The 23083-nt window shown below is 45.2% G+C and carries 19 protein-coding genes; 5 read left to right on the top strand and 14 right to left on the bottom strand.

Annotated features, from left to right (window positions below; translation table 11 throughout):
* Nucleotides 1-26 precede the first annotated feature (26 nt).
* Entirely contained in the window at nt 27-2360 is a 2334-nt protein-coding gene (locus tag QP775_RS19920) for a sensor histidine kinase (RefSeq protein ID WP_285108629.1), read from the bottom strand.
* A gap of 218 nt (nt 2361-2578) precedes the next feature.
* Between QP775_RS19920 and QP775_RS19915 the strand changes: the two genes are divergently transcribed.
* Nucleotides 2579-2989 (top strand): hypothetical protein, encoded by a 411-nt coding sequence (locus QP775_RS19915; RefSeq protein WP_239331967.1) that lies wholly within the window; start codon nt 2579-2581, stop codon nt 2987-2989.
* A gap of 10 nt (nt 2990-2999) precedes the next feature.
* Nucleotides 3000-4064 carry a phosphodiester glycosidase family protein gene (locus QP775_RS19910; protein ID WP_285108659.1) on the top strand — a complete coding sequence of 355 codons (1065 nt, stop codon included), beginning with the start codon at nt 3000-3002 and terminating at the stop codon, nt 4062-4064.
* Between the two features lie 365 nt (nt 4065-4429).
* Here the strand turns inward: QP775_RS19910 and QP775_RS19905 are convergent, their stop codons facing one another.
* Together QP775_RS19905 and trmL are read right to left on the bottom strand one after the other, a co-directional pair.
* Entirely contained in the window at nt 4430-4678 is a 249-nt protein-coding gene (locus tag QP775_RS19905; protein WP_239331969.1) for an AbrB/MazE/SpoVT family DNA-binding domain-containing protein, read from the bottom strand.
* Between the two features lie 430 nt (nt 4679-5108).
* Nucleotides 5109-5573 (bottom strand): tRNA (uridine(34)/cytosine(34)/5-carboxymethylaminomethyluridine(34)-2'-O)-methyltransferase TrmL, encoded by a 465-nt coding sequence (gene trmL / locus QP775_RS19900; RefSeq protein WP_239331971.1) that lies wholly within the window; start codon nt 5571-5573, stop codon nt 5109-5111.
* A gap of 163 nt (nt 5574-5736) precedes the next feature.
* Between trmL and QP775_RS19895 the strand changes: the two genes are divergently transcribed.
* From QP775_RS19895 to QP775_RS19885, 3 genes are all read left to right on the top strand, one after another.
* Nucleotides 5737-6186: a MarR family winged helix-turn-helix transcriptional regulator gene (locus tag QP775_RS19895; RefSeq protein ID WP_239331973.1), complete on the top strand. Its 450-nt coding sequence runs from the start codon at nt 5737-5739 to the stop codon at nt 6184-6186.
* A complete protein-coding gene (locus QP775_RS19890) occupies nt 6183-9344 on the top strand; it encodes an MMPL family transporter (RefSeq protein WP_285108625.1) in 3162 nt (1053 codons plus the stop codon). The genes QP775_RS19895 and QP775_RS19890 overlap by 4 nt, the downstream gene beginning before the upstream one ends.
* A 218-nt stretch (nt 9345-9562) precedes the next feature.
* Entirely contained in the window at nt 9563-10273 is a 711-nt protein-coding gene (locus QP775_RS19885) for a response regulator transcription factor (protein ID WP_028546081.1), read from the top strand.
* Between the two features lie 240 nt (nt 10274-10513).
* Here the strand turns inward: QP775_RS19885 and serC are convergent, their stop codons facing one another.
* The 11 genes from serC to QP775_RS19830 all read right to left on the bottom strand — a co-directional run bounded on the left by serC (nt 10514) and on the right by QP775_RS19830 (nt 23072).
* A complete protein-coding gene (gene serC / locus QP775_RS19880) occupies nt 10514-11608 on the bottom strand; it encodes a 3-phosphoserine/phosphohydroxythreonine transaminase (protein ID WP_239331977.1) in 1095 nt (364 codons plus the stop codon).
* Nucleotides 11609-12126: 518 nt separating this feature from the next.
* Nucleotides 12127-13551, bottom strand: coding sequence for a type I glutamate--ammonia ligase (gene glnA, locus QP775_RS19875; RefSeq protein WP_239331979.1), 1425 nt, complete (start codon nt 13549-13551; stop codon nt 12127-12129).
* 288 nt (nt 13552-13839) lie between these two features.
* Nucleotides 13840-14901, bottom strand: coding sequence for a 3-deoxy-7-phosphoheptulonate synthase (gene aroF, locus QP775_RS19870; protein ID WP_239332383.1), 1062 nt, complete (start codon nt 14899-14901; stop codon nt 13840-13842).
* 302 nt (nt 14902-15203) lie between these two features.
* Complete coding sequence (locus tag QP775_RS19865; protein WP_239331981.1) at nt 15204-15665, bottom strand: DUF2062 domain-containing protein; 462 nt, start codon at nt 15663-15665, stop codon at nt 15204-15206.
* 39 nt (nt 15666-15704) lie between these two features.
* On the bottom strand, nt 15705-16649 hold the full coding sequence (locus tag QP775_RS19860; RefSeq protein ID WP_239331983.1) for a 4-hydroxy-3-methylbut-2-enyl diphosphate reductase: 945 nt from the start codon (nt 16647-16649) through the stop codon (nt 15705-15707).
* 58 nt (nt 16650-16707) lie between these two features.
* The gene (locus tag QP775_RS19855) at nt 16708-18174 is read right to left on the bottom strand and encodes a sensor histidine kinase (RefSeq protein ID WP_239331985.1); all 1467 of its coding nucleotides are present in this window, start codon (nt 18172-18174) and stop codon (nt 16708-16710) included.
* 3 nt (nt 18175-18177) lie between these two features.
* Entirely contained in the window at nt 18178-18864 is a 687-nt protein-coding gene (locus tag QP775_RS19850) for a response regulator transcription factor (protein WP_028546074.1), read from the bottom strand.
* 159 nt (nt 18865-19023) lie between these two features.
* Nucleotides 19024-20676, bottom strand: coding sequence for a S1C family serine protease (locus QP775_RS19845; RefSeq protein WP_285108619.1), 1653 nt, complete (start codon nt 20674-20676; stop codon nt 19024-19026).
* Between the two features lie 196 nt (nt 20677-20872).
* Complete coding sequence (locus QP775_RS19840) at nt 20873-21283, bottom strand: YugN family protein (RefSeq protein WP_285108617.1); 411 nt, start codon at nt 21281-21283, stop codon at nt 20873-20875.
* 47 nt (nt 21284-21330) lie between these two features.
* Nucleotides 21331-21984, bottom strand: coding sequence for a response regulator (locus QP775_RS19835; RefSeq protein WP_285108615.1), 654 nt, complete (start codon nt 21982-21984; stop codon nt 21331-21333).
* Nucleotides 21981-23072 carry a HAMP domain-containing sensor histidine kinase gene (locus QP775_RS19830; RefSeq protein WP_343224477.1) on the bottom strand — a complete coding sequence of 364 codons (1092 nt, stop codon included), beginning with the start codon at nt 23070-23072 and terminating at the stop codon, nt 21981-21983. Before QP775_RS19830 ends, QP775_RS19835 begins: the two co-directional genes overlap by 4 nt.
* Between the last annotated feature and the right edge of the window lie 11 nt (nt 23073-23083).

Genomic DNA, 23083 nt, shown 5'->3' with positions numbered 1-23083 from the left:
TTACTTTGCAATCGCAAACTCATGAATCAGCCACCAATTGTGTAGGTTGAAATTTCGGTACTTTTTACCATTGGCAGGCGAATCTGGATTTTGGATCCATTACCATCTGTGCATAACGCCTCAATCGTTCCATCCAATAGCTGAACCCTATTCCTGAGCTGCATAAGTCCATGTGCAGAATCGTTCGGCTCCATAGCTAACTTGGCAGCAAATCCTACACCATCATCCACATACACCAACTCCCAGTTGTCATCTACTTGCTTGAATGACAATTGAAGCAAAGAGGCATACGCATGCCGCTTGCCATTGTGCAGCAATTCCTGTGCCATCCGAAATACATGACGTTTCCAATCTTGAGATTGAGCCTCCAGCAATTCGGCACTGCCAATCTCCATCTGAACAACTGGCATCTTCTCCGCAAATTCACCCTCGATCCAAGATCGCAGCGCATGCTGCAAACCTACCGTCTGGATTAGTGTAGGCCGCAAACCTGAATTTAGATGCTGCATATATAAACTCACATCTTCCAAATTACGCTGGATATGCTCCATCCCTGCCTGCACCTGTTCGACATCTTCTAAAGCTTTTGTTTCCTCCATCATAATTGCCATCTCATGCAGCGGCTTCATTGCCTTCTGCTGAATCGATTGTGCTACCAACCCTCTGTTCTTTTCCTGCATATCAAACAGTAAGGAAACCATGCTCTGCTCAATCGTGTCATTTCTATTGGAATGATGATATTGCAGATCTGTTAGCTGGCTTTGCAAGACTCTGGCCCGATAAATATGATTTAAGCTAATCGATAAATAAGTTAATACATGTTCCATCCACTGCTTCTCTTCCCGATTCAGCTCAGCCTTGGAAGAACGGCGCTCGATAACGATGTAATATCTATTCTCTACTTCCAAATTGATATCAAACCAGAACACATAAGGATGCTGGAAATTCCCTTTTAAGAGCTGTCTTTTAAGTAAATCAGCCTCCATCTCGCCCTCCATTATGATGTCGATGGCGCCATGTCGGTCTTTGCGGACAATAGCAGCAGCGTTACACGTCAATGTGTCAACGATAACACGCAGCACTTCTTCGTTCCAGTCTTCACGATGCTGAATGTAGCCAAGCCGAGAAGCAATACGCTTTAACGATTGATCAAGTTTAGTCTTGCGAGGAAACAATACTTCCTCCAGCTTGCCGCACGAATATTCAATCGTAAACATGAAGGTCGTAACAATAAATAGAATGAATAAAAATGTAAATATCTGAACAATCATCGACTCTTGGTCGCCGAATACAATCGCGTCCCATCCCATAATAATCGCGCTGGGAACTACAGCAATGAGACCAATTGTGAGTACACGCTTCATAATGACACTTATGTCATGCAAGCCGTAAAAGGTCGTGAGCCAAGCCAGCCCCATCATAAACATGATTCCAAACCAACCCGATATGAGCGGAGACACCAAAGGGAGTCCTGAAAAAATATTGGGCACAAAGGACAGGCTGACAATCGGCATAAATGCAATCCCAACACAAAAAGAAATCAGCGTTAAAGCTGACGTAAAATAAGTACGCTCATGTCGGTATTTGAAATACAGTCTAAACATAAACAGTACATTTACAATCGCAATTAACACAAAGAAAAAGTATGTAAATACATTATCAAATTTGTAGGCTATGTACGTGCGATCAGAAACCATATATACCCACTTCACAATCGAACATGTAAAAATAAATGTGTACAAGCCTTTGATATACTTCGTTGACAGCACCAAGCTCGCCTTCTCTTTAATATAAAGATAGACGTAATGTAAGAACATCACCGGAATTAGCATCAGTCCCGTAAACATTAGCCAGTAACTAAGCACGTCTCCACGTAAAGATGCTCCATAACACAAATAAATCAAACCCATCATAAAAAATAAACAAGCAAGCATCTTGCCCGCAGTTGACCCATCTCTTCGCTTGAGCAGCAGCCACCCGATAGTAAACAACACCATCTCCGTTATAATTGGCATAAAATCATACAAAGGATGCCGTTCATTCTGATCGAGGCGAACCGTTAGAACTTCTCCTCCCCGCGCCACAACGACAGAATTGGCTTGTTCAAGCTTATGCCATTTCTTCACTGGCATATGTGCCTCTGGCACATGTCCGTTAATACGGATGATATGATCGCCGATACGAAGCTTTCGCATATCAAATTGTTCTGTGGTCGCAAAGCGCGACACAACCCATGCATGGTCTTGTTCCTTTACGTGCACGCCAATATACGGATACTTGATAATCACAAATAACAACCATATTTGTACAATGGCTAAGCCTACAATCCCCCACTTGCGTAAACTGGTAAGGTTTATCATTTCTCTCTATTTCTCCATGTCTGTTTATATCAATCTATGAAACTTTAGTCTCAGCTATACCCGAAATTTGATCTAATTCGATTGTATCGAACGCTTTCCGATATAGCAATAAAGCGAATTCTGTCATTTTGCCCCGACTTGACAGTCATGATAGAATAATAGAATGTATTTTAAGTACTGGGTCTAATTGGATAGACTCTTGTTCGAGGTGAAGATTGATGGAACCTACTTTGGAACCCGGTCGCGAGTCATCTCGCCGTACCCGAACGAAGGCGAACGGAGCCCCTGCAAAATGGTTTTTGCTATTTTGGTTCGTCATGATCGGAATCGGCGTAACCGCGACGTATTATTACAGCCAGCACATCAAAGTGACGATGTTGACTCAATTGGAAACACAGACAAATGCCCAGATTCAAGCGGTTCAGAAAACCTATCAGGAGCAATTGCACAAGTTGGAAACCAAGCTGGTTGAAATGCAAAGTAAAATCGATTCATTTAACGAGTTACTGACCTTTACAAAAGATAACGCTTCTAATAAGACAGATAACAGCAACAAACTGTACACGCAGCTCAATGAAGTGAAGAAGCAGTTGGACACGTTAAAGAAAAAAATGGATTTGCTTAAATAAGTGAGGCGAAATAGATATGAAAGTAAAATTCGTCAACCGCTTGTTTATGATGACAACCGCACCGTTCCTCGGTCTGATGCTGTGGATGGTCTTCTCTTCCTTAACAGTATCTGTAGAGCTTACTAACGCTAAACCAGCAGAAATAAACACGTGGAACACAGCTTACGAGCACGTAACCGAGGGGTTGGATCAAGCAGGGAAGACGGCACAATATACAATTGATGCTGTCCGCCGTGTCTCTGTCCTGTACAAGCAGACGACTTCAACGATGAACGATATTGTATACACAGCATCTAAACAAGCCAATCGCCCGGAGACGATCTACAACAAACGGATATCCTCCAAACTTGGAGCGCCAATCGATCATATCGAGAGCGATAACATACGTGCCGAGTTATATGCGATTAATCAGGCTACATATAATGGTTATGCAATGAAGGTTAAGCTGAAAGAACAGAAAGCTATGAAAATGACACTTGGCAAGGATAAATACGGCGGATCAGAAACGACGATGCAAGCCGTGAAGCGTTATGGCGCAGTTGCTGGCATCAACGCTGGTGGTTATGCCGAAGGTCGCGGCAATCGCTATCCACTTGGAACAACGGTTCTGAACGGAGACTATGTGAGTGCCTTCGAGCCAAGCTTCAAAGATCTGGCTTTTGTCGGACTTGATACCTTAGGTCGGCTGATTGGCGGCAAATTTTTCGACAAGACGCAGCTTGATCAGAAGAATCCGAAGTTTGGAGCTACCTTTGTTCCACACCTGTTGAATAATGGCAACAAGCTTACGATACCCGACAAGTGGAAAGCACCCAATCGCGCTCCGCGTACGACCATCGGCAACTACAAAGACGATCAGCTCTTGATTATGGTTATTGACGGCTACAATGAAAATGGCGGATCAGGTGCAACGCTTGAAGAGATGCAGCAGAAGATGATTAATTTAGGTGTGCGAGATGCTTATAATTTGGATGGCGGGGGCTCCTCATCACTCATCTTTAAAGGACGGGTTGTGAATCACCCTTCTGACGGCGAGCTGCGTCAACTGCCTACGCACTTTTTATTTTTTGAATAGTTTAGCGTAATTTTCTTATTTACCCAAATGAAAAGCAGTTATTATAACACATCATCCATTGACTTACTGTACCATAATTCACACCTTTTTCATTTTCTTTTTGGAATGTATTGGGTATAATAATAGTAGTCTATTGGAGGTGTGCGCATCATGTCTCTTACGTTTTGGATCATTATGTTAACTCTTGCATTGTTTATTACAGCCATGCTCACATCTGGCTACAACGAAGACAAGACAAAAGGACTGTAGTCCATACTTACGCAGAAGCCTCCCATAATCATAGGGGGGCTTCTTTCGCTATTATCCCATGGACAGCACGAGGGCATCACGTTAGTGATGCCCTCGTGACCCCTATGTCGTCAACACTAACGCACCAGATGCGTCATGTCAGTCATACATTGTGAACATATGTAACGCTCTTTGAATTCGGCAACGCCATTCATAGAGCCACAGAACACACATTTTGGACGATATCGCTCTAAAATAATATGATCGCCCTGAACCAGAATTTCGACAGGATCCCCTTCATTCATTTGGTAACGCTTTCTAAGCGATTTCGGAAGAACAATTCGCCCCAGTTGGTCGACTTTACGGACAACACCGGCAGGTTTCATCAGTTACACCTCTCTTGTATATTCGTCTCCTCATGATTACCCTAGAGAACTCTGCCCCTATACCCTATTATTTTCGCTGTATTATTCATAATTCCTGCTGAAAACTGTCAAAATAATTAGTTTTTATTCAGTTACTGTCATAAAATTGTTTTTGTCTTTTGACTACCTCTGCTGCGCATCATGCCGAATAATATCCAGTGCTGCTCAAGCAAAATACAGCCAATCACAAGTGATTGGCTGTATTAGCATGAATGCAAATGAAAAAAGTTGGCCAAGCTCCACCGATTTCTGATTATTGACCACTATATAATTACCGGGCTGCGTCCTAACACGATGTCTATTAAGACTATCCTAATCGTCACCCGAAGCCTGGAATAACAACTCACTGCATCGCATATATTCGTTACGCCGCTCACGGCGGTCGCAAGGCTTATTCCATGCCTGGATAATTCAGCTGTCTTAACGCTTCATAGACAATAATCGCAGCCGAATTAGATAAGTTAAGTGAACGTACCTTGTCTGTCATCGGCATACGAATGCAGGTCTCTCGATTAGCCTCAAGCAATGGTTCCGGTAATCCCTTTGTTTCTTTGCCAAATACAAAGAAATCTCCGTCCACATACTCAAAGTCGCTATATCGCTTGTCCGCTTTGGTTGTCGCATAAAAAAAACGCGAATCTGCATAACGATCCCGCACTTCAGCGAACGAATCATGATATTCGATATTAACTGCATGCCAATAATCCAAGCCTGCACGCTTTAAAGTTCGGTCGTCCGTATTAAATCCGAGCGGTCTGACCAAATGAAGGTGTATGCCTGTTGCTGCGCATGTTCGTGCAATATTACCTGTATTAGCCGGAATTTCCGGTTCCACTAGTACGATATGTAGAGCCATCTGATGTGTCACCTCACAATTATTCCTTTCTATTATACACCAATCTGAGATTTGCCAAATAGCTCTGCCTAAGCGGTACCATTTGACAATCAAAATTCACCACGATATAGTTCTATTATCGAACTATTCGATAATAGAACTATTAGAAAGGAAGTCACTTCCCTTGACCTTTAATCCGCAGCAACTTATCCAACGGTACATGTCTGCGCAATCGACCGTGATAAAGCAGCTATTTCAACAGCTTGACAGTTCCACACCTAATACAATGACACCAGAACAGTTCCAAACCATATGTATTATCTATGATCAGGGAACATGCACGCCGACTTATCTCGCAGACACGTTAATGGTCGGCAAAAGCTCAATTACCGCCATTGTCAGCCGACTAGCCGATAGGGGGCTTGTAGAGCGCTCCCGTGATGATTCCGACAGGAGGCAAGTCTATTTATCACTCACCGAAGCCGGCCAAGAAACTTACCAGCACATGTCTGGCAAAGTGCATGCCATTGTATCTTCTTATTTAGTTCATTTTCAAGAAGAAGAAATTGAATCGTTCATTAGCAAGTTTGAAAGATTGGCTACATTAATGGCAGAAGGAAGTGACACCAAATGAGAACCATACTGAAAGCAAGATGGGCCATTATGGCTATCTGGATTGTGGCAGCAATTGCCTTATTTATGACGGCCCCCTCCCTTAGTGAGCTTGTAAAAGAAAAGGGTACTATTCGTGTCCCGGATGGTTATTCTTCGTCCAGAGCCCAGGAGATCCTGGATGAAGTAGCCGCAGCAAATGGGGACTCTCACAAGTCTCAAATCGCGCTATTATTCCATAATCCAAACGGGCTATCAACGGATGAGAAACAAGAGGTCAATCACACGTTGACAATGCTTGCAGACAGCAAAGCAAAGCTGCACATTATATCCATGCTTAACCCATTTGAACAGCCCGAATTAGCGGATAAACTTATATCCAAAGATGGCAAAACGATTTTAACCTCCCTCACCGTTGACACAGGCAGCGTCAGTTCACAAGAGGTGAAGGAAGCAATCTCTACTCAACTAAACGACGTTAAAGTTGAGCATTACATGACAGGCCGACAGCAGATTGATCACGATCAGATCGAAAGCTCACAAGCAGGCTTGAAAAAGTCAGAGTCCATTACAGTTGTCTTTATTTTGCTTATATTATTTGTAGTTTTCCGGTCGTTTGTAGCTCCGTTTATTCCCCTATTGACGGTAGGTCTGAGCTACATTGTGTCCCAATCCATTGTTTCTTTTCTGGTCGACAGTACTGATTTCCCGTTATCTACCTTTACCCAGATCTTTATGGTTGCGGTTCTCTTTGGGATAGGTACTGATTATTGCATTCTCCTGATCAGCCGTTTTAAAGAAGAGCTGGCACAGCACGAAGATACTTGGGAAGCCATTATCGCTACCTATCGTACCGCTGGCAAGACTGTTTTGTTCTCTGGACTCGCCGTACTGGTTGGGTTTTCCGTTATTGGCTTGTCACAGTTTATCCTGTACCGTTCTGCGGTTGCGGTTGCCATCGGGATTGCTGTGATGCTGCTTGCACTTGTTACGGTAGTGCCCTTCTTTATGGCAGTGCTGGGCAAGAAGCTATTTTGGCCAACTAAAGGCTCGCTTGAGCACAAGGAAAGTCGTATCTGGGGTGCCGTCGGCAGCTTCTCCCTCAAGCGTCCGCTGGCCGCTTTCTTGATTGTTGCCGCTGTAACTGTGCCGTTCTTGATAACCTATAGCGGTCAGGTATCTTTCAACAGCTTGGAGGAGATCGGTGACAAGTATGAATCTGTCAAAGCCTTTAATCTTATTTCGCAAAGCTTTGATCCGGGTGAGTCTATGCCTACTCAGGTCGTGATTAAGACGGCCAATCCACTTAAGGAAACCGAGTACATGGCATTAGCGGAGAAAATGAGCCGCGAGATCATGAAGGTGGACGGTGTATCAAGCGTGCGCAGCTTGAGTCGGCCTGCCGGCGACGAGATTCAGGATTTCAAGGTTGCCGAACAAGTTAAAAGCTTGGAAAGCGGTCTAAAAGAAGGCAACAAAGGCATCAATGACATCAAGTCTGGACTGTCGGAGGCTAACAGCCAATTAACAAAAAATGAGCCTCAGTTAAAAAAAGCAGCTTCCAGTACAGATAAATTAACTGACGGAACAAAACAATTAACATCTGGCATTACTCAGCTTCAAGGTGGACTTTCGCAAATTCAGAAAGGGATAGCAGATGGTTCGATGGGAGCTGGTCAGCTTAAGCAAGCGCTGCAGCAGGCCAAAGCAAGCGCACAACAGCTTGCACAAGCTCATGAGAAGCTGCTGCAGAGCTACCAGCAGCTTGGTGGTGGAATGGTGCAGATGAGCAATGGCCTAACTCAAATGCAGCAGCAAGTAGAGGGGGCAGCCAAGTCGCTGCAAGGGCTGGAGCAGCATTTCACCAGCTTGCAAAGCCGTTACCCTGAGCTGCAGCAGGACCCTGATTATGTGACGATTCATGCAACAGTCACCCAATCTGGCAAGGGAATTGGTCAACTTGGTGCTGCGTTAGGTCAAGTGCACAGCCAAATGCAGCAAATTAGCGGTGGCATGAAGCAGGCCAACGATGCCTATACACAAGCTGCTGCCGGTCAGAGATCGCTAGCCAGCGGACTTGATCAGCTTATTGCCGGTATCAGCAAGCTGGAATCCGGCTTGAATCAAGCCGCTGCTGGTCAAAGCCAGATTATCGGCAAGTTGCCAGGCATCGTGCATGGCCTCGAGCAGCTTCAAGATGGTCAAAACCAGATTGGCCAAGGTTTCACCCAATTGACAGGACAATTGACTCAGCTCACCAACGGTTTACAAAAGAGCGTGGACGGTCTCTCGCAAATCTCAGGTGGTCTGCATTCAGCCAACAATTATTTACAGCAAGTCGGAAGTACGGCTGACAACGAATTGGGAGGCTGGTTCGTCCCTGAGGAAGTTGTACAAAATAAAGAATTTAAGCAAGCGCTGGATTTATATTTGTCAGCTGACCGTAAAGTAATGACATTAGACGTTGTATTCAGCGTGAATCCATACGGGACTAAAGCCATTGATTCCGTAAAAGAAGTGCAAGCGGCCGTCGACCGTGCCGTAAAAAACACAAAGCTTGAACAATCCGATATTGCCCTGGGTGGCGTATCCAGTACATTTGCCGACTTAAAGCAAATTTCTGGCGAAGATTATACCCGTACTGTAGCACTAATGCTTATTGGCATCTTGTTGATTTTAATCCTATTGTTCCGTTCTATCGTTATGCCGTTGTATATTATTGCATCTTTGCTGTTAACCTTCTTTACCTCAATGGGAATAACAGAGCTTGTATTTACAAATATTTTGGGTTATTCCGGCGTGACATGGGCAACTCCGTTCTTTGGATTTGTAATGCTGATGGCACTCGGCGTTGATTACAGCATCTTCTTAATGGATCGTTTTAATGAAAATAAACATTTAAGCGTTAAGGATGCGATTTTGTTTGCCATGCGTAATATGGGACCGGTTATTATATCCGCCGTTATCATTCTGGGCGGTACATTCGCTTCATTCTACCCGTCAGGCGTGTTATCTATGATGCAGATTGCAACCGTCGTACTGTCTGGCTTATTGCTTTATACCTTCCTGCTGCTGCCATTTTTCGTACCGGTTATGGCAAAAATGTTTGGCGCAGCCAATTGGTGGCCTTTCGCTCCCAAATCGGAGCACGCTGACAAAAGTCAAAAAATAAGCGCGTAAATGGTACAGTTTATGTTTATCTAGCAAGGGGTAAGCAAGCATCGGCCCAGGCCAATGTATGCTTACCCTTGTTTTTTCAATTTTCTTGCTATTAAAATTACATATTTTACACCCATTTTACGTTAGTTTAATATGACGCTGATAAACAGGTTGCATAATAAGAATATCAACTGCAACTTAAGCGTTTATTATGAACGTAAAATCTGGGGAGGTACGTGATGAAGTCCAAAATACTGGTCGTCGACGATGAGCCATCCATCTCGACTTTGATTGAATACAACTTAAAACTAGCCGGTTATGACGTGCTGTGCGTATACGACGGAGAAGCCGTATTTGATGTCCTTTCCACGTTCCGCCCTGATCTAATCGTGTTAGACCGCATGCTCCCAAAGAGTGACGGACTTGAAGTATGCCGCAAGTTGAGAGATCACCAGAACATGGTGCCTGTTATTATGCTAACGGCGATGCAAGACGTCGGAGACAAAATTGCAGGTCTTGATAATGGCGCTGACGATTATATGACAAAACCCTTTAGTCCTCAAGAGCTCATCTCACGTATACATGCCGTAATGCGTCGCATCCAATCACTCCCGCCTTCGGACGATGGACGAATATATAGTATTGGGCACTTGAGTGTGTTAGCCGATCAACGTGAAGTAATGCTAGATGGACGTTCCGTAGAATTAACACCTAAGGAATTTGAATTGCTTGTCTTCCTTTGCCGCCATCGCGGAAAAGTGCTAAGTCGCCAGCAGCTGCTGCATGGCGTATGGGACTATCATTTCTTGGGCGATACTCGAATCGTGGACGTACACATCAGCCATCTCCGCGATAAGTTGGAGAAAAATGCACGCAATCCAGAATACATCATGACAATCCGTAACGTTGGTTATAAACTGACAGAACCGTCCAAGAAACATTTGGCATAATTGTATTACATTCTCGTCCTTATACGTATTCCTCTCATTTTCGATATGAAGCCCGTTGGCCCCCCCGAGCCAGCGGGTTTCTTTTCATTTCAGCACATCACATTGTATTCTTCCATCACATCACAGGCTGCTTTGAACTCCATGAATGCCAAATGACCCGATAAGGGGAATCCTGCCATTTGTAGCAGACTTCCTCTTTCGGGCCACTGAAAAGGGTAAAGCAAATAATTTAGCCTTTAATTAGCTGTTCTTTTGTTGAAAATGGTTCATAAACTGGCTCAAAGCAGCACAGTTCTCATGTGGAACGGCATTATAAATCGATGCACGCAAACCACCAACGCTGCGATGGCCTTTGAGGCCGATAAAGCCTTCCTGCTCCGCTTCTTTAGCGAAAAGCTTCTCCAGCTCTTCCGTTCCTAAGCGGAACGTCACGTTCATGCGAGAACGGCTGTCTACCGCTGCAACGCCTTTGTAGAACCCGCCGCTGCCGTCAATTGCATCATAGATCAGCTTTGCTTTTGCTTCGTTAGCTTCTTGAACAGCTTGTAAGCCACCACGCGCTTTAATCCATTGAAGAACCAAATTAACGATATATACTGAGAATGAAGGTGGAGTGTTATATAAGGAATTGTTTTTCTGATGAATACTGTACCGCAGCATCGTAGGAATCGTCTTCGGGCTGTTCGTTAACAGTTCTTCCTTAGCAATTACCACTGTTACACCTGAAGGACCCAGATTCTTCTGTGCACCGGCATAGATCATCCCGAACTTCGACACATCAAGCGGTCGACTAAGAATATCACTGGACATATCCGCAATCAGCGGCACCTCTCCGGTGTTCGGAAATGACTGGAATTGTGTACCTTCAATCGTCTCATTAGACGTTACATGCACATAAGCAGCATGTTCAGGTACCACAATGTCAGCGACAGCAGGCACACGTGTAAATTTATCAGCCTCCGTTGAAGCGATTACTTGTGTTTCCCCTACCAGTTCCGCTTCCTTAATCGCCTTTACGGCCCAGCTTCCCGTATTTACATAAGCACCGATCTTGCCTGGTGTCAGCAGATTCATCGGAATCATCGCAAACTGTGTGCTGGCTCCCCCTTGCAAGAACAATACATCGTACCCATCAGGAATGCCTAGCAATTCCTTTAGCAAGTCCTTCGCTTCATTGTGTACGCCCTCGTAGACTGGTCCACGGTGCGACATTTCCATGATCGACATGCCGTTGTTGCGGAAATCAACGAATTCCGTCTGGGCACGCTCCAATACTTCGAGCGGTAGTGCTGCCGGTCCCGCATTAAAGTTGTAAGCTCGTTGACGTTGTTCCATACGGTTCTCCCCACCTTCATCTTATTTCTCATCTCATATTTGCATCATACGTATGAAATATTATTTGTAATGATAGCAGGTAACGCAATCCCTATCAAGTTAATAGTACGAAAAAAAACTAGCGATATAACAGATTTCATTCGGAAATGAGGCATCATATTTACAATTTCAAAGTTATTCCTGTAATTTTCACACCATTTTAAAATAACATTGTGAAATTAAATACATTACATACTTCCTGCTGCACGCTCTTTGGCCTCTATTTTGTACCATCTCCATCTCCAGCCCCCATGCCCTTGCAGCACTATATCCATATTTTCGTAATCCCCCGAGACCGTTTTATCAATCTCCAGTTACGACTCGGACCTAATGGTTTACGCACGCAGGATACGAAAAATGTTGATGGAATGCTATCTATAATCTCATCGAGCCCCCCCCCCTCTTCGCTTCGCCCTTGCTCGCTAACACAAATAGACAGAACACGCCTTTGAAGACGCGCCCTGCCTATTGAGTCGCTATTAACAGTCGAAGTAAAGATTGTACTCTTGTGGATGGATACGGATTGCAACAGATTTCGCTTCCGAACGTTTAACGGCAATGTAGTTGTCGATAAAGTCTTTTGTGAATACGCCACCGTCTAGCAAGAATTCATGGTCAGCCTCAAGCGCATCAAGCGATTCTTCCATCGTTCCTGGTACGCTGCGAATCTCTCTCTTATCAGCATCAGATAATTCGTAAATATTTTTATCAAATGGGCCGTACCCAAGCGCACTTGGATCCAACTTTCGCTTAATGCCGTCCAGGCCAGCCATCAACATCGCGGCAAACGCCAAGTATGGGTTAGCAGTGGAATCTGGCGTACGGAACTCAATACGACAGCCTTTAGGTGTAACAGCAGCCACCGGAATACGTACCGCTGCGGAGCGGTTCCCCTTGGAGAATACCAAGTTAACCGGAGCCTCATAGCCAGGCACTAGACGCTTAAAGGAGTTCGTGCTCGGATTCGTAATGGCAAGCAGCGCAGGAGCATGGTGCAAAATGCCCCCAATATAGTGCAGTGCCATTTCACTGAGGTTTCCATACCCGCCTTTTTCATAGAACAATGGTGTGTCACCGTCAAAGATTGATTGATGAACGTGCATGCCGCTGCCATTGTCCCCAAACAACGGCTTTGGCATAAATGTTGCTACTTTGCCGAATTGGCGAGCAGTATTGTGAACGATATATTTATATTTCATCAGGTTATCAGCCGTACTTGTTAACGTATCAAAGCGGAAGTTGATCTCACCTTGGCCTGCTGTGGCTACTTCATGGTGATGACGTTCAACGCGCAGTCCTGCTTCTTGAAGCAGTCGGCACATCTCACTGCGCAAGTCCTGCTGTGTATCTACCGGAGCTACTGGCACATATCCACCTTTTGTGCGGACCTTAAAGCCCAAGTTGCCGCCTTCTTCTTTACGGTTTGTATTCCAGGAAGCTTCTTCGGAATCTACATAGAAGGAAGAGCTGTTCATAGAAGTTTCATAACGGACATCATCAAAAATAAAAAACTCGGATTCAGGGGCGAAGTAAGCAGTTGTGCCTATGCCAGCCGTTTGCAGAAACTCCTCCGCTTTCTGAGCGATACTACGTGGATCACGCTCATAACGGTCTCCATCTGGAGTATGGATGTTGCACATTACGATTAATGTGGCGTGTGCTGTAAATGGATCAACATATACCGTCTCTGTATCCGGCATCATAACCATGTCGGATTCTTCAATACCACGGAAGCCTTGAATGGAGGAACCATCAAATGCTACTCCATTAACAAAAGTATCTGCATCTACTTCCGTTGCCGGCAAGCTAATGTGGTGAGCTTTGCCGCCCAGATCCACAAAACGAAAATCTACATACTCAATCTTTTTTTCCCGAATCAATTCCAACACTTGGTTCACCGACATGTTAATTCCTCCCCAAAATCCGAACATTAACCATCCAATTGACGTTAATTGTTCAACATCGTTTTTATATTGTTGTCATTATAAATCCAGAAATTAAATCTCGTCAATACTCATGTCAGGTATTTTTTTATTTCATGTAAGGTATACTGACATCAATAAAATAATTTCCTTTTTTACCTTAAAAAGAAAATAAACTTCTGCACGTTATTTGTCTCTAACCAAACAAAAATAACCGCCCTTGGCTGCTGCCAATAACGGTTATCTTATGATAAGATTCATCATTACCTTTTATTTTTTCCAACTCTCAAATGCGGATGCTGGTTGTTTGGCTGTTGCAAATGTACTGCCGCACAGCGGTGCTAACTGTTCCAATTCTTTCAGCAGACGCGCGAATTGATCAGGGAACAACGATTGCACACCATCTCCAGTCATCGAATTGTCAGGATCTGTATGCATCTCAATAATGAGCCCATCCGCCCCAGCAGCAACTGATGCTTTAGTCATCGGTTCAACGAGTTCACGCCGCCCCGTTCCATGACTAGGATCAGAGATAACCGGCAGGTGAGTCAGTGACTTCATGACTGGAATAGCGCTAAGATCCAACGTATTACGCGTGTAACTCTCGAATGTTCGAATACCACGTTCACAGAGCATAACGTTCGGATTGCCCCCAGCCAGAATGTACTCTGCTGCATTCAGCCATTCGTCATAGGTGCTGCTAAAGCCGCGTTTCAGCAGAACTGGACGATTCGTCTCCCCAAGCTTGCGCAGCAGATCAAAGTTCTGCATGTTCCTTGTGCCTACTTGCAAGATATCAGCATACTCTGCACACACATCCACATATTCTGGTGTCATCACTTCCGTAATGGTAAGCAATCCATGCTTGCGTCCCGCCTCAGCCATCATGATAAGCCCTTCTACGCCTACCCCTTGGAAACTATAAGGACCTGTCCGTGGTTTAAAAGCCCCACCGCGCAATATTTGACCACCGGCTGATTTGACCAAACGAGCAATCTCATCGATTTGCTCTGCGGATTCTACAGCACAAGGTCCACCCATCACAACAAGTTCGCCACCCCCGATACGTACGTCACCGATCTCAATGACGGTATCTGCCGGATGGAAGTCACGGCTTGCCAGCTTATAGGACTTCGATATCTTCACAACGTTCTCTACGCCATGCAATTGACGCAGATGTTCTGCAATTGGAGGTTCTACGGTACCAATAATACCTATAACGGTACGATCTGTGCCTTTAGAAATATGGGCTTGCAGCCCTTTTCCTTCAATATAACTAACAATTTCCCCCATGCGGGCTTCCGATGTATGATTGGATACGATAACGATCATAGCATTCCCATTCCCTTCTTTTACTTCCATACTTAAACGCTTGTTCGCGTCTATGCTTTTATCAATTAAAGAAATGATACCTCTATTTATCTTTTTCGTCAAGCTATTCCCTCCTACCAATCCATATCACCCTCTGAATTGTGAACAAGCCGTCATATTTAATATGTAACCTCATGTGTTAAATCCAACTTCATAGCTATGAAAAAAACGGTCGCGCATAACGGGGACAATATATCCCACATCATGCACGGCCCGTTTTCCTATAAGCCTTGCCCTTTATTATCCTAAATCAACTTATCTGCTTACGTCGGCATACGCTGCAATCTTCGTTTCTCACGACGACGCTGTTGCAGCAATTCCAGCCCTTTCTTAACAGGCAAATACATCATAAACGCCAAAATACATCCGTCAATGATCCCACCGACAATAAGGTGCAAATTTATAGTCATCAGATGGTTCAGCCAATGCGGAATCCCATGAAAATGAACTACAAAATGTTCAGGCAGCAGCCAATGCCCCACCCGTTCATTGAGTACAGCCACCGGGATATAAATAATTTTACCAAAAATAAATCCAACCAGTGCCGAAGCCATCCGCCCGCGCAGCATATAAACAAATGGAAATATTAAAAAAAATGCCAAGCCTGCTGTCGGCAGCGTAAACATCTCAATGGCAAGACCAATGCTAAAACCTTTTGCTACAGCAGAAGCGCTGCCGTTAGTCCGCATTAGCTTAAGTGTCTGATACTTCAACCATCTTTTCATGACAGAGACCTCTTTTCGACGCCCTAGTTGATGCAAGAATTAGGATTTGTCTCGGAGCCGAGGAAGCAGCTTGCTCATATTGACGGTCCGCTTCTTCTCCCATGTGGATTCATCGGCTGGATCGTACTGCTCCAGAAACTGCACCACTTCCTTCGTAATCGGACTTGGTGTAGACGCTCCTGATGTAACTCCAACGATCTCGATGTTGTTCAGCCACTCTAAATTCAACTCCGACAAGTCCGAGATACGATGGGCAGGCACTCCCGCTATTTCTTCCGAAACCTGTGCAAGACGGTTCGAATTGTTGCTGCGCGGATCACCCACCACAATCAACAATTCACATTCGTGCGCTTGATCAGCAACAGCCTGTTGTCTTTCTTGTGTCGCCATACATATTTCATTATGGATTTCCGCTGTCGGAAATTTCTGAATGAGCCGATTCATAATATGCTTGATATCCCATTGACTCATCGTTGTCTGGTTCGTAATAATGATCCGCTCTGTATCAATCGTTAAAGAATCAATCTCTTCTTCTCGTTCGATCAAATGAACGTGAGCAGGAGCAACACCAATGGCACCTTCTGGCTCAGGATGGCCCTTCTTGCCGATATAAATAATATCATAACCATCTGCAGTCTTCTCACGAATCAAGTCATGAGTCCGCGTCACGTCTGGACACGTCGCATCAACGGTAGTCAGGCCTTTCTCTCTTGCCTTGCGACGCACTTCAGGTGAGACACCATGAGCTGTAAATATAATCGTCCCTTTATCTACCTGATCCAAAATATCCAAACGGTTCGCACCATCAAGCGTAATAATACCTTCGTCTCCGAATGCATCCGTGACATGACTATTATGCACTATCATACCTAATATATAAATCGGTCGCGGCAAGTCCAGATTGCGAGCTGTCTGCTGCGCGATAACCATCGCATCCACAACACCATAGCAATATCCTCGCGGCGTTATCTTATGAACCTTCATGATGCACCTACTTTCTAACGGATAAGATCCAGTATCACTTTTAGTGAATACTTCTCTATTATACTGGATCTACCTTATCCACGTCGACAACTGCAAGCGGCAGCCAGATAAGGAAGGTCGTTCCTTCACCCGGTTTAGTCACTACCTCGACTGAGCCTTTGTGTTCATCGATAATCCACTTCGCGATCGATAACCCCAATCCTGTTCCAGATGTTACCCCACGCGAGACGTCAGCACGATAGAAGCGTTCGAAAATATACGGTACTTCCTTTTCATTCATGCCTATGCCGGTATCTTTAATCTTAATGCCTACTTGACGATCCAAAATGACAGCACTTAATATGACAGAGCCGCTTTCTGTATATTTAAATGCATTTTCAATAAAAATGAACAACATTTGCTGCAAATAATCTTTGTTGCCGTACACAGCCACTTCTTTCAGGCCTGCTTCCTCTTCAATAACCCAATCCGCCTTACGAGGCAAAAATTGGGCACGGCGTACAACATCGTCAAGCAGCGGCTTCAACTCCAAATACTGCTTCTCCATCGTATATCCCGCATCTGCACGAGCAAGTGACAGCAGATCGTTCACCAATCTTGTCATCCGCCGTGACTCATCTGCGATATCGCTAAGCGCCTCAAGCGACATGACTTCACGCTCCTGGGCCGACAGCGGAGTCGCTTGGGACTGATTCACCCACATCTTTTCGAGGAGATCAACATTCCCCCGGATCGTCGTTAATGGTGTGCGCAGCTCATGCGAAGCATCTGACACAAATCGCCGCTGAGCACGATAGGCTTCATCCAGCTCATTGTAGAACGTTTCCATCCGACCTAGCATGCTGTTGATCGTTTCGGTGAGCTGTCCAATCTCATCCTCCGGCGCGCCTTCGCGCGGAATACGCATGCTAAGGTCCGTCCCTTTCTGAATCCGGTTAGTAGCTTTGATGACGTTCTCGATTGGCCGCAGTGACTTTTGAGCGAGAAATAGCCCTAGCGAGAAGGCTAGTACAACCGTCACCATTGATGAAATGATAAGAATACTGCGCAGTTCCCTGAAAAATCTAGCTTCTTGTCCAGTATAAGACAGTACTTGAATAGCACCGACAATCTGACTCTTGATTGTAATCGCTTGTTCATAAATCAGAAATTCATTACCGCGAATATCAACGGTCCGATAGCCGTCTCGAATGTCGCGCGGAGATTTCGGCGGCTTAAGCTCGATACGACTTGCAATCATTTCGTCTGACTGCTTGACACTTCCGTTCGTATAATTAGTAAGCTGCGTAAACAAAGCTTCATTAACAAGACGATTAGCATCCCGAGGTGTTACGTCAAAGTCAAGACCATTTTGAAAGTCCAGCGTTGGAAGAATGGTGATCTGATTCACCGTGTCACTAATGCGCTGTTTGATATCCCCGTATATTTTGTAATCAACGAATGTATAGATGGAAATTCCAAACAAAAACAACGTAAACGCCAATAACGCGGAATACCAAACGGTTAGCCGAAGACGAATCGACATCCGTTATGTGTCCCCTCTCAACACGTAGCCAGTACCACGAATCGTCTGTATGATTCGTTTTCCGCTGTGTTCCTCTGTTTTTTGTCTTAACATGGCAATATATACTTCGAGTACGTTGGACTCACCACTGTAATCGTAACCCCATATTTTCTCCATAATGACATCTCGAGGAAGAACTCGCTTTGGGTTCTGCATAAAGAGGTGCAGGAGCTCAAACTCCTTCGCTGTCAACTCAATCATATGATTGCCGCGTTTGACTTCACGTGTATGCAGATCCAATAACAGATCCTCGTATGCAAGACGATGGTTGCCGCCTTCGCTGTCTGTCCGACGTCTAAGCAGAGCACGTACACGTGCAAGCAGTTCTTCCAAAGCAAACGGCTTGACCAAATAGTCATCTGCCCCTAAGTCCAAGCCTTTCACACGATCCTGCACTTCATCTTTAGCAGTCAGCATTAATACAGGCACTGAGCTGCCCGCTTCTCTCATCCTGCGCACAACTTCCCAGCCATCTACTTCTGGCATCATCACGTCCAGCACGAGCAAGTCCGGCTCTCGCACAATCATCTCGCGCAGTCCCTCTGTCCCGTTAGAAGCTGTATTCACTTCAAAGCCTTCAAATACAAGGCCTCTTCGGAGCATGGATGTAATCTTCTCATCATCATCTACGATTAAAATGTAAGAGCGCATGTTCAGGCCGTCATCCTTTCACCGTTCCATCTTTTTCATCCTATTGTAACATGGACACGCTCATTTCAGAAAAGGAAGCGAAGAAAGTTCAATCCTCTCTTCGCTTCCCTGTCCCACTATTGTGTTTCCAAGATTAAATAGTCCTCACGCTTCCTATCCTTAAGGCTGTTCAATGTTTTCGAATTTATTTTTATCGCCAATCGTTACTTTAACATCCATCTTCTTGCCATCACGGTATACTTGGAACGAGACAACATCCCCGACCTTTTTCTTCTGGATCGCTTCAATTAGTCCCTCTTTGTTTGTTACGGCTTTACCTTCGATGCCCGTAATGACATCGTATGCACGCAGGTCACCTTTATAAGCAGGTGAACCGTAAAGGACATTGGCTACCAACGCCCCGTCCATGCTTTCGATTCCGATTTTTTTAGCGATTTCGTCAGTCATCGTCATCAAGGTAGCGCCGATGAATGGACTTGGCTCTTTAGGAATTTCTTTGTTTGCTTTCAGGTTCTCGACAACTTTGTTGATCACGTTGGATGGAATCGCAAACCCAATACCTTGCGCCTGCTTACTCACCGCAACGTTCATTCCGATCACTTCGCCTTTCATATTCAGCAGTGGACCACCAGAGTTGCCTGGATTAATAGAAGCGTCCGTTTGCAGCAAATGTTCATATTGGCGCGTCGTACCATTGTCATCAATATTAATCGAACGCTCTTTGGCGCTTAAGACACCTGTAGTTACGGTATGATCAAATCCCGACGGGTTACCAATGGCAACCATCTGCTCCCCAACTTGTGCGGCATCCGAGTTCCCAAGCTTTAACGTTGGGAAATCCTCGCCTTTAATTTTCAGAACAGCCAGATCAAGGTCCTGACTCTTTCCGAGCACCTCTGCTTCTAGCGGCTTTTCATACCCTTCAACAGTAACTTGAACCATCTCTCCGCCTTCTACCACGTGATTGTTCGTTAAAATATAACCACTCTTATCAAAGATAAATCCAGTCCCGATGCCAAGCGGCTGCAGCTCAGATTTAGGTGCAGTGCCTTCCGAACTGTTATTGCCGCCATTTCCTCCATTACCGCCATAGTTGTCACCGAAAAATTGCTTAAAGAAAGGATCATCCATCCAAGGGTTCGAAGAACCTACTCCTCCGCCTCTTCTTGCAGAAGCATATGTCTCAATCTTAACAACTGCCGGACTAGCTGACTTGGCAACCTCTGCTACGGACGAAGCTCCATTCGGGAATGGGGTTGGTGTATTATTCACAACCGTCTGTGCCGCCTCACCGGAATTATTGTTATGACTCGCAGCTTCACCTGTAAATAAGTTCGTACGATCTGCTGCATACATCAATGACGTAATTACGATCATTCCCGCCATAAAGGAAGCAAACATGGCCTTAAACGACGTCCCTTTGCGCTGAGGCTTCTGATTGTTAAAATTCCAGTTCCCCGGCGGCGCCGTCCCTGGCCCCGCGCTTGAAGCGTCAGTACCACTGCCGTATTGATTAAAAGTTTGGCGTGTAGCACTTGAAAACGGCAGCGGCTTCACTGGATTAGGCGGTGTAACTTGAACGTCACTGGATGCGCCGTATGCATCTCTTGAGGTTGTTGACGCCGTGTCTTCCGAATTAACCGACTGATAAGGACCATAGGCATAGTAGTAGGATGAATGTCCTTGCTGAGCATCACCTTGCTTGCTTGCTGCTTGCTCCTGTTCTGCCTGCTGCTGTACATTAGATGCTTCAGATGCTGTATGTTTCAGTTCCGACTCGGAATTAGAAAATGGTTTGCGATTGTCTTCCATAAAGAACCCCTCCCACGATGTTCAATATCATTATTGTTATTGTCTATAACGTTATGTTCTTATCTTGCACTCCCAACCTTAAACTTACCTTAAAAAGAACATAAAACACAATAAAACCTATTCAATCAACAAAAAAACAGCCCGTTGCTCAGCCTCCATAGACTGGAGACACGAGATAAGCTGCTTTCTAGTGGTATTATTTGTTTAATTTGTATTCAATCTGCTGGATAAGCTGTCTGCCCGCCTTCCATTCTTCATCGGACACTTCGGCATCTGGCTGCACAGGAGTTTGAAATTGATCAATCATTGCACCCATCAGGTGCATCTCAGCGTGCGGGTCGTTGCCACGCTGTACAACATGCTTCAGGACCAATGGACTACGCAGCTCAATAATCGTCTCATTATCTGATTCTGCATCAAAGTGTCCGTCGATCGCTAGAAACGGGATTCGTACAACAACATCCTGGTGTGTCTCGACCGCCTTGTCAAAGCTGCCGCCTTCGTAATTCCAATTCCCTCCGACTGCGTAGCCGCATGATTCTAATACTTCCTTAATCCCATCATATCGATATTGACGTCCAGAAATCAAACTGTCTATTTCACGCATGCTAACAACCTTCTTCCTAACGATAGTTACCATTAGGATGATTCAACTCAACTTAATTTAACCCAGCCTTTTCGATGGGCAAATACAGCCAACTGCGTACGATCCTGCATCTCGCATTTCATAAGCAGATTAGAGACATGCGTCTTTACCGTTTTAATGCTGATATGGAGCTCATCCGAAATATCTTTATTGGACTTGCCATCCGCAATCAGAAGGAGTACTTCTTTTTCACGCTCCGTTAATCCTTCATCATCAGGCCGTGCTGCACGTTTGCGAAGACCACGTGTCAATGCCTGTGACACTTCTCCGCTCATAACAGGCATTCCGCGATAAGCGCCGCGAATCGCATAGATAAGATCTTCCGCCGAGACGGTTTTCAGTACATAGCTGGTTGCTCCCGCTTGGATAGCAGCTACAACCTGCTCATCTTCCATAAAGCTCGTCAGCATGACAATACGAAGCTTGGGATACTTCAAGATAAGCTGTCTAGTCGCCTCGACTCCGTCCATATCCGGCATCATCAAGTCCATCAGCACCAGATCAGGCAACTCATCACTTCGCTGGCTGATCTTATCGATTGCATCTATTCCTCCACTTGCTTCCCCAATCACATCAATATCAGGATCAAGCATCAAGTATGTCTTCAAGCCGAGTCGAACCATCTCATGGTCATCCACGAGAAATACGGTCATCTTGCTCATTCGCTTCGCCCTCCACCTTGTTTCATTCCGTCTTCTAATTGTACGATAACGGCTTGTTGTTCATTTCCTTCAAATAAAGGAATGTATACCCGAATTGTTGTGCCTGCTCCTGGCTGGCTGACAAGGTCCATATGTCCACCTAACTTGTCCACACGTTCCCTCATCGTAGATAATCCGTAACTGCCCCCGTGTGCAGTCTTGTTCATATCGAACCCTCTGCCATCATCCGCGACTACAAGTACAATTCGGCTATCTGCTTCCTGCATCGTCAGGGTCACTTGCCTTGCCTGCGCATGCTTAACGACATTAGCCATTGCTTCCTGTATCATTAAGAAACATTGATGTTCTTTCACTTCCGATAAGCCTTCATGCAATTGAATGTCGATCTTGCCCTTGAGTCCGTTCTGATTGCAATAGTCAGGGAACCAGCGCTCCAGCGCTTCTTCCAGCGTTCTGCCGTCCAATTCGATCGGACGCAGCTGCGCGATCAGCCCCCTCATCTGTCTCTGGGCAATATGAGACATCTGAATAAGCTGCTCAACGACCACCTTCGCGCGGTTCATATCCATTTCCATTACCTTCGGCAGCGAGGACGATGACATATGCAACGCAAAAAGCTGCTGACTGACCGTATCATGCAGGTCACGTGCCAGCCGCTTTCGCTCTTCTTGTACAATCGCTTCACTTTCTCGTTCCCAGTCGATCATCTGCTGTTCAGACAGCTTTTGCAGAAGACGCAGCTTATGTTCCATCGTCTGCATCATTGCATTAAAATCAGTGTAGAGACGGGCAAAAGAAGCGTCCTCATCATCAGGAATTCGGGCAGACCAATTCCCTTTGGTCACCTGCATCATACTCAAATGAAGCACATCCAACCTTCGCTGCAAGCGAACACCAGATATATATCCAGTAATTGCCGATACAATCAGCACGGTTATAATGCCGTACAGCCACCAGTTTAAGCCATTGCCCCATTCTCCACCGTGAACTAATCCGAACCAGAGCACGCTAATGATGACACACCCAGATATAATAAAAGTGAAAAGCAATTCCCACTTTGCACTCCGGGCATTACGAAACCACTTCATCACCATGCTTT

The sequence above is a fragment of the Paenibacillus sp. UMB4589-SE434 genome (genome assembly GCF_030226685.1).
Taxonomy (GTDB): domain Bacteria; phylum Bacillota; class Bacilli; order Paenibacillales; family Paenibacillaceae; genus Paenibacillus_B.
The sequence above is the reverse complement of the archived record's forward strand: the minus strand, read 5'-3'. Positions and strand labels throughout refer to the sequence as shown.

What these genes read in the sequence shown, in the direction of transcription:
- QP775_RS19835 (WP_285108615.1), bottom strand. Translation starts at nt 21,984, where the DNA reads ATGAGCAAGATGACCGTATTTCTCGTGGATGACCATGAGATGGTTCGA.
- glnA (WP_239331979.1), bottom strand. Translation starts at nt 13,551, where the DNA reads ATGTCGGTGAACCAAGTGTTGGAATTGATTCGGGAAAAAAAGATTGAG.
- trmL (WP_239331971.1), bottom strand. Translation starts at nt 5,573, where the DNA reads ATGGCTCTACATATCGTACTAGTGGAACCGGAAATTCCGGCTAATACA.
- QP775_RS19860 (WP_239331983.1), bottom strand. Translation starts at nt 16,649, where the DNA reads ATGAAGGTTCATAAGATAACGCCGCGAGGATATTGCTATGGTGTTGTG.
- QP775_RS19865 (WP_239331981.1), bottom strand. Translation starts at nt 15,665, where the DNA reads ATGAAAAGATGGTTGAAGTATCAGACACTTAAGCTAATGCGGACTAAC.
- QP775_RS19915 (WP_239331967.1), top strand. Translation starts at nt 2,579, where the DNA reads ATGGAACCTACTTTGGAACCCGGTCGCGAGTCATCTCGCCGTACCCGA.
- aroF (WP_239332383.1), bottom strand. Translation starts at nt 14,901, where the DNA reads ATGATCGTTATCGTATCCAATCATACATCGGAAGCCCGCATGGGGGAA.
- QP775_RS19850 (WP_028546074.1), bottom strand. Translation starts at nt 18,864, where the DNA reads ATGCGCTCTTACATTTTAATCGTAGATGATGATGAGAAGATTACATCC.
- QP775_RS19845 (WP_285108619.1), bottom strand. Translation starts at nt 20,676, where the DNA reads ATGGAAGACAATCGCAAACCATTTTCTAATTCCGAGTCGGAACTGAAA.
- QP775_RS19855 (WP_239331985.1), bottom strand. Translation starts at nt 18,174, where the DNA reads ATGTCGATTCGTCTTCGGCTAACCGTTTGGTATTCCGCGTTATTGGCG.
- serC (WP_239331977.1), bottom strand. Translation starts at nt 11,608, where the DNA reads ATGGAACAACGTCAACGAGCTTACAACTTTAATGCGGGACCGGCAGCA.
- QP775_RS19905 (WP_239331969.1), bottom strand. Translation starts at nt 4,678, where the DNA reads ATGAAACCTGCCGGTGTTGTCCGTAAAGTCGACCAACTGGGGCGAATT.
- QP775_RS19885 (WP_028546081.1), top strand. Translation starts at nt 9,563, where the DNA reads ATGAAGTCCAAAATACTGGTCGTCGACGATGAGCCATCCATCTCGACT.
- QP775_RS19830 (WP_343224477.1), bottom strand. Translation starts at nt 23,072, where the DNA reads ATGAAGTGGTTTCGTAATGCCCGGAGTGCAAAGTGGGAATTGCTTTTC.
- QP775_RS19840 (WP_285108617.1), bottom strand. Translation starts at nt 21,283, where the DNA reads ATGCGTGAAATAGACAGTTTGATTTCTGGACGTCAATATCGATATGAT.
- QP775_RS19920 (WP_285108629.1), bottom strand. Translation starts at nt 2,360, where the DNA reads ATGATAAACCTTACCAGTTTACGCAAGTGGGGGATTGTAGGCTTAGCC.
- QP775_RS19890 (WP_285108625.1), top strand. Translation starts at nt 6,183, where the DNA reads ATGAGAACCATACTGAAAGCAAGATGGGCCATTATGGCTATCTGGATT.